Genomic DNA, 14,971 nt, shown 5'->3' on the forward strand with positions numbered 1-14,971 from the left:
AAAAAAGTACCTCACAATCATTAGACTCTTTGTCTAACAATTATGAAGCACTTCAAAGGTTAAATTTTGACTTGGCTCTTCTACTTATTCCGGATAACCACGTTCCTTAAACCAGCATGGCACTCAACTCTAATAAAAAATTATTTTCATATTGGCATCATCGCCTGCTAAAATTGACAGAATACGCTAGAACTGCAAGAATCTTAGCAACTTCATGTCCGGTTCCTGCACCGCCACCGCCAACTTTGGGAATCAGCGTATGATTGACATCAACTGCACTACTTGAAGAACTAAAAAACTGATTGAGTAATGAATTATGATTCTGACTCATGTTATCCCTGAAACTGTAGTTACTTCCCTGCGTATAATAATCTTCGATTGCCGGTTTAACAAAATTTTGAGATTTTGTTTTCTTTGAGACATACACCTTAATATCTTTCTGGTTTCCATTCGAATTGTTATAAATTCCATTCCAATTATTTTGCAGCTGATAACCATATTTTTGCATGGTGGAGGCCACAACATTGATTGGATAAAAGCCATCTTGTTTCGGTAATATATCAGTCTTTACAATTTTACCTGTATCCTGATTAATAAAATAAACGTAACTTACTGTTTCGTTCTCAATTTGTTGTTCTTCAATTGAACTCACTTCATCTCCATCATTTTCATCTGAGCCTTCAATATCATCCATCATTGGAATTTGCGGATATACTTTTTGATCTGATTCTGAACTTGATTCCGAGCTCGATTCTGAACTTGAATCAGGATCAGGCACCGGATTAAGATTTATTTCAATTGGCAATAAGTTGACCTCATAAACTGTAGTCTGTCCATCTTGATCAAATTTAATGTCATCCGTTGGTAGGGTGCTGGACTTAACAAAGTATCACTGATTTTCAATTAATGCTATATCATCTGTTAATTTATAGCTTGAAGTTGTCCCAAACTTACCACTAAGTTGTTTTTCAAGAATCACATTACCAGTCGAATTATCAATAAACCGTATTATAATCTGCTCATTTTTGGGCACATACTTAATAACGTAGTCTGTATCGCTGCTGTTCTGACTTATATTGTCAGTCTCTGGAATCGTTGCCTGATCCGCAGTATATCCCTTAATTTCTGGTGAAACAACTTCGCTAAAAGTGGTTCCATTCTCTGGTGTCCATGTGCTCGTTGTTTCACCTGTCACTTCATCTTTTATAACTTCATTAGTAAATACCAATTTTTGAATGCTATCGGCTGCTGCTTTTTCTCCATCCTCATACTCATAACTGATCTTTTGCTGCACAGTTTTCTCTGCATTCGTCTTAGTTGTTTTGTGTTTCAAATACACCGAAAAGGTCTGATCTTTTGTATCATCAACATCAAAACGAGAGGAACTTGTCAAATCTGTCTTAGTAGTATCAACTTCATATCCTTCATTCTTATAATCCTCTATCTTTGCATCGGGATATTCGATTATTGAATTAGAATTTCCGCTAATACTACTTGAATCTAGTGTTTTACCTGTATTTTCATCAATATAATTGATTGTCGCATTTTGTGAAGCCACATACTTCATATAATCAAATCTAAATGTTTGTTCAGCTGAAAATGCGCCCGTTGATGCAGCAATTGAGAATGAATACTGTGGATTTTGGGAATTTATCTTGCTAGCTAAGCTCTCACTGAAAGTTGTGTTGTCTAGCACAACGCTGAGTATTTTGGTTGCTGCATCGTACTTTATATCCAGATCGTGCAGTTGACCGTTCTCAAAACTTGAGCCCATTTCTTGCACAGATTGCTGATCAATTGTTCCTCTTCCAGTTGAATCCGTTGATACAAACGCTCCATATGGTGTTGACAATCCTTCATCTGAATCACCATCTACCCCACCATAATTCGCATACGTGTCAAGTTTCCAACCAAATACGCTTGGAACACCATATATTCCAACATTTCCTCCATAAATATTATTACTGCTACTATATTGGCTCCTATCGCCTTGGTAAAAGGCAAAGCCAATGCCATCAGCGACCTTGTTCGTTGCTGTACTCTTTCCTACATTGATTGCACCTTTTATTTCAAAAGAGTTGTTTAAATTAATTAATCCCTTGAAAGAGATATTGCCTGCTTGGCTTGTAGTTGTAGTAAAAATCTGGATACCAGTCGAACTATCATAATTATTAACCGCATTCCCATTTTGTGTGAAGTAATTCAGAAAATCATCTTTTGAAATCGTCGTATACGCATCAGTACTAGATTGATCCGCTGCCGAATTTGTTTCCTCTGTACTTATTTCAGGAGTAGCTGCATGAATATTAGAAGTAATAGGAACAGAAATTAGAGCCCCTGTAACTAAACTCGTGAAAACCAAAGTATTTTTCTTCCTTATTCTAGCTTTTTTCCTCATGCATTTTCCCCCCACTCCAGTAGTAGCAGTTTTCTTAATTTGTTTTACTTGATCGATACTTCCGTTGCTTTATTTCCACTATTTTCTCACCCAATTCAGCCCAATCAAGTGGCGTTGGCGGCTTTAGCCAAATAACTTGGTTGAGCAGATGATACTCAATATACTGATCACTTAGATATAAATCCGTTTCACTCGTCAATACATTTGAGACACTCACATTAATATTCACATAGCTCTTAAAAAGACTTAGAATATAGGAATTAACATATGGTCCACCCGAAAAATCTATACACAGTGATACTTGATCCCTTTTTGAAAAGGGAATTTTAGAGATAAGCATTGAAGTTATTATGTTAAAGTATGCCCTTTTTTTGTCGGGAAGTACCCAGTGCTGAGCTATTTCATCGACTACTCTTCTTACTTTGTTATCTAAAAAGGGATAAACATCTGCAAAGTACTGAATGTTTAAACTAAATTGATCCGTCTGGATAAAACAAATCTTATCCAAAATCACTTGTGAACTGATCTCATTGCAAAGCTTTGCTACCTCATCTTGATAACTGTCATTCTTGCTAATTAAATCCTTTATATCATCTAAAAAGACTAGTGTGATTTTTTTGAAATTTTCGCGTTCTTCCTTCTTGAACGAATTCACCGTTAATTCCTCAACGTTAAATATTCCCGTATAATAATAAAATTGTATAACGAATAATGATTCCCTCAACAATTTTTTCCTTGATATTGGTAAGAAACTTAATAATGAAGGTTCAGCCAATTCATTAGCAATAACCAAACTGCTATCTGAAATAAACTTCTTGTTCCATACTCTCTTCTCTATAATCCAAAGCATTAATTCCGCCTTAAACTTTTGTATATTTGAAATAGTTTGCAAAGCATTAAAATTTCTCATACTTAATCGTTCGATTTTCTGGGGAAAAGCACCAAAAAAAACAAAAGAATTATAAATAAAATACCGCAAGCTAGCTTCTTCATCTGCATAACGAGTGAGCGAAAATTCCTTATACAATTTATCATACTTATTTTTTTGTTGATAAAAAAACGTTTTTGGCCACGAATACTTTATCTCTATCTTTTGAAAGCTCGGAAAATCTCCCCCACTAAGAATCTCTACCATTAGAATTCGAATTGGTGATAATTCAAAATAATACTTTTTTGTCATACTCAATGTATGACGCGAAAAGTTCTTGGCAGGAATAACTGTGTGCGTATTAATAACCATACCCGGATACTCCGTCAACAGCTTAATATCATAATTTAGGCTCTCCAATAGATTAGTAATTTTGTAACGAGACATATTCATGCTATCTTGCAAACTTCCAAGTTCAATTTCACTGTTGGGATTATCCAAAATAGCTGTAAATAGATTAATTTTGTCACGTTCAAAATCATTCAAGATATTCAAAAATTCCATAATTTGTACACCTTTACTCAAAAAACTAACATTCAATTTTCGTTTTTCTCAATTATATCAAATTGGTTTCAAAAGTTATACAAAATTGTTAAAACAATTCTTATTTATCTCGAACATGCAGTAATTATATCGCTCCAAAAGTTTATTCTGGTTTCTTTTTTTTCTTTTTTTCAAACAATTAAAAACATTCATTACATGTCCGTTGTTAAAAGCTTTATGCACTTTTTTGCTAATAAAAAAATATTTATTCATTATATTAAGAAATAATTGGTTTTTTATTAAAAAACTATTGAAATGCAAAATAAAATGAGCTATAGTTATCATCATCAAAATGAATTGTTATTCATAAAAAATGAATTAAAAGGGAGTGATTTCATGCACGTCGCAATTTTAGGGGCAACCGGATATAGTGGCAATGTTCTCTATAATTTATTGTCACAGCATCCTAATGTTGAAACAATAAATCTATATGGTCATGAAGGGGGCAAGAGCTCTCGCTTCCTCGATGATGAAGTTCCAGCTTTTTTTTCAGCTCATATAGCCATCTTGCCGTTCAACCCTAAAGAAATCATGGCAAATAATGATTTGCTTTTCTGTGCGACCCCTGCTGGAATTACTAAAGACTTGATGGAACCCTTTATATTAGCGGGTTTCCCAGTAATTGACTTATCAGGTGACTTTCGTTTAACAGACCCCGCCACCTATGAGAAGTGGTACCACAAAGAAGCCGCATCTGTGAACTTATTAGAAAAAGCTGCTTATGGTTTAGCCGAGTTTCCAGAAGAGAAAGCCAGCAAGTATATTGCCAATCCTGGATGTTATGCAACTGCTACGTTGCTTGGGTTAGCACCCCTAGTCATTAAACATATGATTCAAAAAGATTCGATTATAGTTGATGCAAAATCAGGTGTTTCGGGTTCGGGGAGAAAGTTAAGCTCAAGTAGCCAATACAATTTTATAAATGAAAATGTATGGCTATACAAAATGAATAAACACCAGCATATTCCAGAAATTATGCAAAAGTTAAATGAATGGGATTCTCATATTCCAGCTATTCAATTTTCAACAACTCTGATTCCTGTGACTCGTGGAATCATGGCAACAATCTATCTTAAACCACTTGAAAAATATACTAATGAACAGTTATTAGAATGTTTTCACCAATTTTATGATAATGCACCTTTTGTTCGTTTCAGAGAAAATGATCTGCCAACTATTAAAGAGGTCACCGGCTCTAACTTCTGTGATATTGGAATCAACTACAATCCAATCACCAATACGATTACCATTGTTTCTGTAATCGATAATTTGATGAAGGGAGCTGCAGGACAAGCTATCCAAAACTTCAATACCCTTTGTAACTTAGAACCCACTAGTGGTCTACCATTATTACCAGTTTTTCCTTAGCACATAAATCTAAAGGGAGTATCAAAAATGACAAATACTAATAATTTTATTGAAACAGATTTTGCATGGCCAAAGGGGTTCTATAGTGATGCAAAGCATATAGGTCTCAAACATGAGAAATTAGATTTTGGCTGGTTATATTCCAAAACACCTGCTACTGCAGCTGGAGTCTACACAACTAACAAATTTTGCGCAGCTCCAACAGCCAAAACAAAGGAAATCGTCAGTCAAAGCCATAAGCTTCAAGCAATTATTGCTAATAGTGCTATTGCGAATTCTTGTACAGGTCTTCAAGGAGAGAAAGATGTCCTCACAGAACAGAGATTAGTTGCTGAAAAATTAAATATTGAGCCCCAACTTGTAGGTGTTGCTTCAACTGGACTAATAGGGACATGTTTACCAATGAAAAAGATTAAAAAGGGCATTGCTGGACTATCGTTAACTTCCAGTACTGACCTTACAAAAGCAATTTTGACAACCGATACAAAACAAAAAATTATTAGCATTTCTTTTAAAATACAAGGAATTACTTGTAAAATGTCTGGCTTTGCTAAAGGTTCTGGGATGATTCACCCCAAAATGGCAACAATGCTTGCCTTTATCACGACAGATGTTGCAGTAAATGATGATACTTTGCAGTCATTGCTTAACGAATTAACTGATGTTACCTTCAATCAAATTACAGTTGATGGTGATACTTCAACAAATGATATGGTCCTTACATTAGCCAATGGAATGGCGGATAATGAGACACTAACTAAGGAAAGTCCAGATTATCAGACATTCAAAGAAGCACTCCACTTTGTTTTACAGAAATTAGCGCAAAAGATCGCTGCTGATGGTGAAGGAGCAACCAAATTAGTTGAAGCAAATGTTTTGGAAGCACAAAGCAAAATGGATGCACAAGCAATTTCTAAAGCAATTGTTGGTTCAAACCTTGTTAAAGCAGCACTTTTTGGAGCAGATCCTAATTGGGGAAGAATTATCAGTACCATTGGAGCAACTCCAGCAACATACAATCCCGAGACAATCGATATTAAAATCAATGACTTCTTAGTCGTTAAGCGAAGTCTAGCCGTCGATTTCAATAAAGAAGAAGTCAGCGATAGCCTCAAACAAGATGTGATCACTTTAACTGTTGACTTACATGATGGTCAATACGATGGGCAAGCATGGGGCTGTGACTTAACTTACGAATATGTAAAAATCAATGCAACATACAGTAGCTGATCATTAGGAAAGGAGGTTTCAAGATGGAGAACTTAATTGTAATTAAAATTGGTGGAAATTCAATTGAAACATTGACCCCAAGTTTTTTCTCACAAATTCGTCAATGGATGCTGGTAAAAAAACGTATTTTAATAATTCACGGCGGCGGCAGCAAAATTTCAGAATTATCTGACACGCTTAAGATTCCTGTTAAAAAGGTTGACGGTATGCGAGTCACAGATACAGCAACACTTGAATTGACACGAATGGTATTACTAGGTCAAACACAGCCACAATTATTAATGAAATTAACGAAAGCCGAAATTCCTGCAATCGGTTTGAACGCAGCAGATGAATCCATCTTGAATGGATCCTTTCTTAACAAAAAAAAATACGGCTTAGTTGGTAAAATCGATAGAGTTGATGACACATTACTCGGTGAGATTTTGGACAAGCACATCGCAGTTTTGGCCCCAATGGTTTTAACAGATGAGCAACAATGGCTGAACGTCAATGCAGATACTGCAGCTTCAAAGATAGCGGGTCTTCTAAAAGCAGAGAAACTGTATCTGATGACAGATGTTCCTGGAGTTCTCCATGAGGGAGAAATCGTCCGAAGTCTCTCACCTAGCACTGCGGCAAAGTTACAAGAACAAAAAATTATAACCATGGGAATGCAGCCAAAGATAAAAGCAGCTTTTAGTGCATTAAGTCTTGGTGTCCCAAGTGTTCAGATTACTAACCAACTTACTACTTTAGGAACGACTATTATTCAGGAAGGAGCTAATGAAAATGCAATCTATTTTTAAAACATACAACAGATTTCCATTTGAAATAGTTAAAGGTGAAGGCGTCACTTTATTTGACGAAACGGGGAAAAAATATCTAGATTTAACCAGTGGAATTGGGGTTTGCAACTTGGGATACAGTTCGAAAAAAGTCAAGGATGCAGTGAGTGCACAATTAGACAAAATCTGGCACACTTCAAACCTCTACGAAAGTCAGTTGCAAGAAAACGTCGCGGAATTGCTAATTAAAGGTACCGATAAAAAAGTATATTTCTGTAATTCCGGAACAGAAGCTAATGAGGCAGCATTGAAATTAGCTCGTAAAGCAACCGGGAAAAGTAAAATGATGGCTTTTGACCACTCCTTCCATGGTAGAAGTTATGGCTCGCTTTCACTAACTGGCAACGATAAAATAAAAGAAGGATTTGGCCCATTCTTATCTGATATTGAATTTGAAACATACAATGATTTTGATTCGATCGAAAAAATCGATAATTCATTTGCTGCTGTTATCTTGGAAGTAATTCAGGGAGAAGGCGGCATCGTAGTTGGAGATTATGACTGGCTGCAAGCTGTCGCAGCCAAATGCAAAGAAACTAATGTATTGCTAATTATTGATGAGGTTCAAACAGGGATGGGAAGAACCGGTAAACTCTTTGCCTATGAAAACTATGACTTAGATCCCGACATTATAACTGTTGCAAAAGGCCTTGCAAATGGTATTCCAGTCGGTGCAATGATTGGGAAAGCCGAGTTAGCAGATTCTTTCGGTCCTGGATCTCATGGTTCAACTTTTGGCGGCAATCCACTTGCAATGAGTGCTGCAAGTGCTGTATTAGAAACACTAGATGATACCTTTTTAGACGATGTCCAACAAAAAGCTAGTTTTCTCTGGTACTTCCTTGAAAAAGAAATTTCTTCATTAGAAGGTGTTGACTCAATTTCTGGCAAGGGTTTAATGATTGGTATCCATATTAACTCTTCTATTCCTGTTAATCAGGTAATCACTGAATTACACAAAGTTGGTGTGCTAACTCTTTCATCTAGAGGTAACACTCTTCGTCTTCTTCCACCGTTGACAATTATGAGTTCTGAATTATTGGAAGGTGTCAAAAAAATAAAAGAAGTCCTACAAAATGTGACCGTGAGCTTATAGGAGGTGCAATATGAATCACTTTTTTGGTAAATCTTTCCTCAAAGAAAACGATTTTTCTGCTAAGGAACTTAATTTCTTAATTGATTTTGCAATTCACTTAAAAGAATTAAAGAAGCAAAATATTTCCCATCAGTACCTCGCTGGAAAAAATATTGCACTTTTGTTTGAAAAAGCATCTACGAGAACTCGTTCAGCATTCACTGTTGCTGCAACAGATTTAGGTGCGCATCCTGAATTCTTGGGTAAAAACGACATTCAGTTTGGAAATAAAGAATCCGTTGCGGACACTGCGATCGTACTTGGCAGTATGTTCGATGGAATTGAATTTCGTGGCTTTTCACAGGAAACTGCAACAGAATTGGCAGCAAAGAGTGGCGTTCCGGTCTGGAATGGCTTGACGGATGATTGGCATCCAACACAAATGATAGCCGATTTCATGACGCTCAAGGAACATTTTGGTAAGCTTAAAGGGCTGACACTTACTTATGTAGGAGATGGGCGTAACAATATGGCCAATAGTCTCTTGATGACGGGTGCAATCCTTGGCGTGAATATTCACATTGGCTCACCTGTATCTCTTCAACCTTCAAAAGAGGTTCAAAATCTAGCATTTGAAGAAGCAAAAAAAAGCGGTGCAGAACTGCTGATAACTGATGATGTTCAAAAAGCAGCAGCGAATGCCGATGCTCTTTATACGGATGTTTGGGTATCGATGGGCGAAGATGTCGACTACGGTGAAAGAATTAAACTGCTTCTTCCCTATCAGATAAATGGTGAATTGGTAGAAAAGACTGGTAAAGAGGATACAATCATCCTGCATTGCTTGCCTGCATTTCACGATAAGAAGACGACTATTGGAAAAAAGTTAGCGGACCAATACAATTTGGAGTCGCTTGAGATCACAGATGAGGTCTTCAAGAGCAGTAATTCGGTTGTATTCCAAGAAGCAGCTAACCGTATGCATGCAATCAAATCAATTATGGCTGCAACATTAGGACATCCGTTCATTCCTGAAGAATGCTTTGAATAAAGTTATTATTAGACGTATCTGTATAATTCAGCAGGTAAACCAGTAAAATTTAAGTATAAATACAAAATTACGGGCATAGAAAATACTATGTGAGTAATGCAAGATTAGGCGAAAAATTTTAGCTCATGGAACACGTTTACCCAGAATTAATAGAAGGAGCTAGGTCAAAATTTATGACCTAGCTCCTTTGCTAATTATTATATAAATACCAGAAAAACTACATTTTATACATACAGTTTTCTATTAATCACAACAACGACCACTTTTTAAATCTTGCGTCCAGGATTCAAAATATTATTGGGATCGAATGCTTGTTTAACCTTGCGTTGTAAGTCAACAACTTCTTGTCCTAATTGTGAAACAATCCATCCATATTTTAGATCACCAATCCCATGTTCTGCTGAGATTGTTCCACCTAATGATTGTGCAAAAGCAAAAATCTTCTCAATTGCGCTTTTTACATCTTCTGGAATTGTATCCAAATCTCTAGAAATTGCAATATTTGGATGGAAATTACCGTCACCTGCATGACCACCTAAGAATGCCTTTACTGGTGATGTAAAATTAAGATTGTCTACAAACTCCGCAAGTTCAGGCAGCTTAGAAAGTGGTACTGCAACATCTTCGACCACTAGTCTCCCGTAAGCTGCCTCTGCTTTGTAATAATCCTGTCGTATTTTAACAATCTGTTTTGCATATTCAGGATCATCTGTTACTGAAACATGCAAAGCGTCATTTTGTTCTAGTGTCTTCTTAAGTGCCTCTAAAGCCCCAACTGGGGTTACATCCAATTGAAAAATCAACAAAGCTTCCGCGCCTTCTTTGCCCATATCTGTTCCCTCGAGGGCATCAAGAGCTTCTATTGAAGTTTTATTTAATGCTTCCATCATTGATGGGTTTAGACCACTAGCTGATATCTTCTCAACTGCGATACTTAATGCCTTCATATCGGCAAATGTTGCCAATCCTGTTGTTGAATTACCAAAAGGAATAGGCAGGATTCTAACTGTCGCTTCCACCACAACACCAAGAGTTCCCTCCGAACCAACAAATAAATCTGTCAGGTCATATCCCGCATTATTTTTAAAGCAGCGTCCACCTGTTTCTACTACTGTTCCATCAGCCAGTACAACCTTCAGTCCCAATACTGATTGTTTTGTCGTTCCGTACTTTAAGGAACTCATGCCACCAGCATTAGTTGCAATGTTTCCACCAACTGTACTTATTGGTTTTGAACCAGGATCTGGTGCAAAAAAGTATCCTTGTTTGCGGACTTCTTTATCTAAAGTTCCATTCAGAACTCCGGCTTCTACCACGGCTGTCTGATCTGCTGTATTAATTTCGATAATTTTGTCCAACTTTGCCAAGTTCAAGACAATTCCGCCATTTTCACCAGCTGAACCATTAACAATGGAAGTTCCACCACCATAGACTGTAACCGCAATTTTTTCACGATTAGCAAATTTAACTGTCTCCTGTACATCTGCAATACTCCTAGCATTTATCAATACAGCCGGTTTACTTCCTGTGATTATCTCTTGCGTAAATTTATTCTGACCGTAGCTCTCTAGTATCTTCTCATCACTTACTATTTCTCCAGTAGGTAATTGTAATTTTCTTATATCAAATGTCATATTTTAACTTCCTTCCTATAATAAAAAGAGTCGTCCTTCTCACATGAAGGACGACTCTTGCCGCGGTACCACCTTGATAAACTTAAGTTGTTAAGTCCACTCTAATGCGGTAACGGGCATTTCCGTAATCAGTTTAACTTCGCTTACTAATTCATCATCTTAAATAAAGACCATCTTCAACCAATCTTTCAACTATCTCCCAGCAAAACAACAGCTCTCTTAATTCAAGACTAATTTACTCATCTTTTGATTTTAATGTAATTATGGATTTTTAATTTTTGAAAGTCAAGAGGGTTTTATAAAAAATATGTTTTGGATCAGGTTAAGAAATTCGGTTTATAGAATTCATTTGTAAACAATCGAATAAGAAAACTAAAGTTCAAATATTCTTTGCTATGTTTTTTATTATTTTCATAGATCATAATTTTCTTTTATCCAGTTACCCGCAAATGCAATCATTTCTTCAGTTTGTCTGTTAAGCAGTTCCGGCAACTCATCGAAGGGAAAGTATTCAAGCTCCAATGTTTCATCGGTTTGATTCTCTAGCAGTCCTCCTCCAATAGGTTTAACCAAAAATAACTGTGTAATTGTCTGGGTAACATCACCATTTGGGTATTCCACCGTTCCGCGGTCAAAAGTTTTTAACAGCAACTCCACTTTTACATCCAACCCACTGTCTTCTTTAACCTCTCGAACACAAGCCTGTGCATATGTTTCACCATATTCAAGAAAGCCACCTGGCAAACTCCAGTTATGCGTATCTGCCCTGAGATTCAAGAGAACTTCGTGCTTATCATTAAGCACAATGCCTGCAGCTGTATTCAAAATAATTGGTGTATGTCCGACTAAACCTCTGATCATTTTAATGTAATCTTTACTCATTATTTTTTCCTCCTTGATAAAAAGGCAACTACTCCTTTGTATCTTGTGTGAGTGGCACCTCCTTTAAACGGAACATGAAAAAGCCCCCTAAAAGAAACAACAGTGCTAAACTGGCGATACCCAACTGAGAATGTCCAGTCACCTGAGTCGTTATAGAAAATAAAACTGGACCTAAAACGGTCGAAAATTTGCCAAAAATATTATAGAAACCGAAAAATTCATTTGCCTGTTTTTTTGGAATGATACGTGCAAAGTACGCACGACTGAGTGCCTGAATTCCTCCTTGAGAAGATCCTACCAGAAGACCTAGAATCCAAAAATCAAGAACCGTTTTCATGAAAAGGGCATAAAAACAGATGCAAAAATAAATAATAATGGCTACTAGCAACATTATTCTCGTTCCATATTTTTGAGCTAACCAGCCATAAACCAATGTACAAGGAAAAGCCACAATATTCAGCACCAGCAATACAAGCAGCAATGTACTTGTCTTTACTCCCATGTCAACTCCAAAGGCAGTTGCCATAGTCACGATTGTGTCAACACCATCTATAAAGAAAAAATAGGCAATCATGAAACCGGTTACTTGTTTATAGTTACGAATTTTCTTCAATGTTGCCAACATCCTATGGTAGCTTTCCTTTAGAGGTGAACGAGGTTTAACTAACCCATACTGCTGATCGACATTACGCAACATTGGGATAGAAAATCCCAGCCACCAAAGTGTTGTCATCATAAAAACTAATCTGATTGTCTGAGTGGAAGAAATTAAACCAAAAGTAGAAGTATTAATTAGCAGCATCGCAACCATGAAAAGCAGTGCACTTCCAATGTAACCAATTCCAAAACCATATGATGAGACTAAATTATTCCGTTCATTTTTAGTTACATCTGTGATAAATGCATCGTAGAATAAATTCGCTGCTTGATATCCAATATGTGAAAAAGTATACACAACAAGCAACAACTGCCATTGATCTGTAGGAACAAAAAACAATGCCCCTGTCATTATAACACCCATAAATAATGAATATCGAAAAAAGCGCTTTTTATTCCCAAGGTAATCACCTAATGTACCTAGAAAAGGTGCAAGTATCGAGATAATCAGAGTAGAAAACGAGCTTACGTACCCCCAATATGCCGTGGTATCGCTTGCCGGTACATGAGCATTACCTGCAACAAATTTGAAGTAGACCGGTAAAATTGCAGTTACAATAATCAACGAGTAGGCTGAATTAGCACAATCGTATAAAATCCAGCTTTTTTCTTCCTTAGTAAATTTCAAAAGATTCCTCCCTTCTAGATAACTAACCTGATTCTACATAAAAAATGGACACTAAGTGTTTTATTCTTGTAAAAAGTACGTCAAACTTATGTAAAAACTCAGCAACAGGTTGCGCTACCATAATTAAAAATGAGAGTGTAACATGTGCCGGTAAATTTTGCGTACTAACACAAAAGATGAACATGTAAAGTCCTTACAATGAGTTATCCAAAGTTAGATGAAGGATTTTTACTTATGAAACATATTTATCTGAAAAGAAATAAAAGAGCTAGATCAAAATTTAATTTTTGACCCAGCTCCCTTCTTTTATTTTGAAGTACTCGTGACGCAATGCAATATCTAATTATATCTTTTCAATTAATGGGATAATTCTTACTTCCCATGAATCTTTTCTTGTAACTTATCACCTAAATCATCAATCTTCTTAGAAGCAAAAATAGTCCCGCCAACTAAAATACCGCCGACAATCAAACCAACTGCAAGTACGAACTTAAATAATCCCTTAATTAAATCCATCATTTCTGCCTCCCATTATTGACTTTTGCACCTCTTGCTACTTGAATTTCTTTGTAAATTGCCATTAATAACTGGGCTAGAGCCAAAATCAGCGATAGCTTCGACCAGAAACCTATTCCAGAACCTAGTTTTTTCACACCTTCACCCCCATACAAAGAAAAGCCTTTGCAATCCTTTAAGTACATTATAGAGTAAAATAGTGTTCAAAATCTATTGATAAGGCTTACTATTGTATGCTTTCTGTTTTTGTATCAGATTCCGAAGTAATTCCAATATCTTGGTTCAATACAAGGCCCTTGAGTACTTGGGTAAAAGAATTGTCATCATTAAGTGCTGGAACCATCTTAAACTCCACACCACCACTTTGCATAAAGTATTCTTTATTCTCAATCTCAAGTTCATGAAGTGTTTCAAGACAGTCTGAAACAAAGCTTGGAGCAACCACTAATACACGTTTAACTCCTTCTTTAGGCAATTTTCTCAATGTATCATCTGTTGCAGGTGTTAACCACTTGTCCGGTCCAAATCTGGACTGGAACGTTTCAGTATATGAGATGTTTCCCAATTTTTCTATTATCAGTTTAGTTGTTAACTTACACCGTTCAGCATACGGATCACCCTTCTCAACATAACTCACAGGAATTCCATGATAAGAAAACAGTAATTTGTCTGGTTGAAATTCATCAATCGCCCTTTTTATTTTGTCTGCCAGTGCATCGATATACGGAGCAAAATCACAAAAGTCTGTGACTATCTTTAGACTAGGGATCTTTATTCTCCCCATATAAAAGCGATTAATATCATCTAACACTGAGCCAACTGTTGTTGTGGAATATTGCGGATATAACGGAATAATCGTCAATTTGTCGACTTCCAATTGTTCCATCTCAAGAAGCACCTGTGCAATTTCGGGTTCACTATAACTCATAGCATAACGGACAATATAGTCTGGTAGTTCTTCTTGCAGCATCTCTGTTTGCCGTTGTGTGTAATAAAGCAAAGGTGAGCCATGTTCGTCCGACCATATTGCCTGATATAATTTAGCGGACTTCTCAGGTCTATGTGGTAAGATTGCCAAGTTTAAGATTGGATTCCATTTCCATGCTGGCATATCAATCACACGCGGATCACTTAAAAATTTTTTTAAGTAAACACGTACATCAGCCGGAGTAGGAGTTTTTGGAGTTCCTAAGTTAATTAATAAAACACCTTTTTTCATTTTTCTCACCCTTCT

General features: G+C 36.4%; 14 protein-coding genes. 5 read left to right on the forward strand and 9 right to left on the reverse strand.

The genetic code is table 11. The features are described from left to right. Positions 1-157: 157 nt before the first annotated feature. From IV36_RS12440 to IV36_RS09230, 3 genes are all read right to left on the reverse strand, one after another. Complete coding sequence (locus tag IV36_RS12440) at positions 158-805, reverse strand: hypothetical protein (RefSeq protein ID WP_235810293.1); 648 nt, start codon at positions 803-805, stop codon at positions 158-160. Between the two features lie 84 nt (positions 806-889). Continuing rightward, complete coding sequence (locus tag IV36_RS09225) at positions 890-2,398, reverse strand: lectin-like domain-containing protein (RefSeq protein ID WP_235810294.1); 1,509 nt, start codon at positions 2,396-2,398, stop codon at positions 890-892. Positions 2,399-2,432: 34 nt separating this feature from the next. After that, a complete protein-coding gene (locus tag IV36_RS09230) occupies positions 2,433-3,830 on the reverse strand; it encodes a hypothetical protein (RefSeq protein ID WP_056991922.1) in 1,398 nt (465 codons plus the stop codon). A 375-nt stretch (positions 3,831-4,205) separates the two neighbouring features. On the opposite strand from IV36_RS09230, the gene argC reads away from it, so the two are divergent. Genes argC through argF form a run of 5 tightly spaced genes read left to right on the forward strand, consistent with a single transcriptional unit; the run spans position 4,206 to position 9,420 of the window. Further along, the gene (gene argC / locus IV36_RS09235; RefSeq protein ID WP_056991924.1) at positions 4,206-5,237 is read left to right on the forward strand and encodes an N-acetyl-gamma-glutamyl-phosphate reductase; all 1,032 of its coding nucleotides are present in this window, start codon (positions 4,206-4,208) and stop codon (positions 5,235-5,237) included. 27 nt (positions 5,238-5,264) lie between these two features. Further along, complete coding sequence (argJ, locus tag IV36_RS09240) at positions 5,265-6,467, forward strand: bifunctional glutamate N-acetyltransferase/amino-acid acetyltransferase ArgJ (protein WP_056991926.1); 1,203 nt, start codon at positions 5,265-5,267, stop codon at positions 6,465-6,467. A gap of 23 nt (positions 6,468-6,490) precedes the next feature. Then, the gene (gene argB / locus IV36_RS09245) at positions 6,491-7,255 is read left to right on the forward strand and encodes an acetylglutamate kinase (RefSeq protein ID WP_056991928.1); all 765 of its coding nucleotides are present in this window, start codon (positions 6,491-6,493) and stop codon (positions 7,253-7,255) included. Further along, positions 7,239-8,390: an acetylornithine transaminase gene (locus tag IV36_RS09250; protein ID WP_056991977.1), complete on the forward strand. Its 1,152-nt coding sequence runs from the start codon at positions 7,239-7,241 to the stop codon at positions 8,388-8,390. The genes argB and IV36_RS09250 overlap by 17 nt, the downstream gene beginning before the upstream one ends. A gap of 10 nt (positions 8,391-8,400) precedes the next feature. Further along, positions 8,401-9,420: an ornithine carbamoyltransferase gene (gene argF / locus IV36_RS09255; protein ID WP_056991930.1), complete on the forward strand. Its 1,020-nt coding sequence runs from the start codon at positions 8,401-8,403 to the stop codon at positions 9,418-9,420. A 266-nt stretch (positions 9,421-9,686) separates the two neighbouring features. On the opposite strand, the gene IV36_RS09260 is transcribed toward argF, so the two are convergent. From IV36_RS09260 to hemH, 6 genes are all read right to left on the reverse strand, one after another. After that, positions 9,687-11,054, reverse strand: coding sequence for an FAD-binding oxidoreductase (locus IV36_RS09260; protein WP_056991933.1), 1,368 nt, complete (start codon positions 11,052-11,054; stop codon positions 9,687-9,689). A 411-nt stretch (positions 11,055-11,465) separates the two neighbouring features. Then, positions 11,466-11,936 carry an NUDIX hydrolase gene (locus IV36_RS09265; RefSeq protein WP_056991935.1) on the reverse strand — a complete coding sequence of 157 codons (471 nt, stop codon included), beginning with the start codon at positions 11,934-11,936 and terminating at the stop codon, positions 11,466-11,468. A gap of 28 nt (positions 11,937-11,964) precedes the next feature. Continuing rightward, positions 11,965-13,221, reverse strand: a complete 1,257-nt coding sequence (locus tag IV36_RS09270; protein ID WP_056991937.1) for an MFS transporter — start codon at positions 13,219-13,221, stop codon at positions 11,965-11,967. Positions 13,222-13,593: 372 nt separating this feature from the next. After that, the gene (locus IV36_RS12255) at positions 13,594-13,737 is read right to left on the reverse strand and encodes a hypothetical protein (RefSeq protein WP_235810296.1); all 144 of its coding nucleotides are present in this window, start codon (positions 13,735-13,737) and stop codon (positions 13,594-13,596) included. Next, positions 13,737-13,874: a hypothetical protein gene (locus IV36_RS12295; protein ID WP_169790726.1), complete on the reverse strand. Its 138-nt coding sequence runs from the start codon at positions 13,872-13,874 to the stop codon at positions 13,737-13,739. Before IV36_RS12295 ends, IV36_RS12255 begins: the two co-directional genes overlap by 1 nt. Before the next feature lie 89 nt (positions 13,875-13,963). Continuing rightward, positions 13,964-14,956: a ferrochelatase gene (gene hemH, locus IV36_RS09275; RefSeq protein ID WP_056991939.1), complete on the reverse strand. Its 993-nt coding sequence runs from the start codon at positions 14,954-14,956 to the stop codon at positions 13,964-13,966. Positions 14,957-14,971: the final 15 nt, after the last annotated feature.

Source organism: Liquorilactobacillus mali (assembly GCF_001437155.1).
GTDB classification, from domain to species: domain Bacteria; phylum Bacillota; class Bacilli; order Lactobacillales; family Lactobacillaceae; genus Liquorilactobacillus; species Liquorilactobacillus mali_A.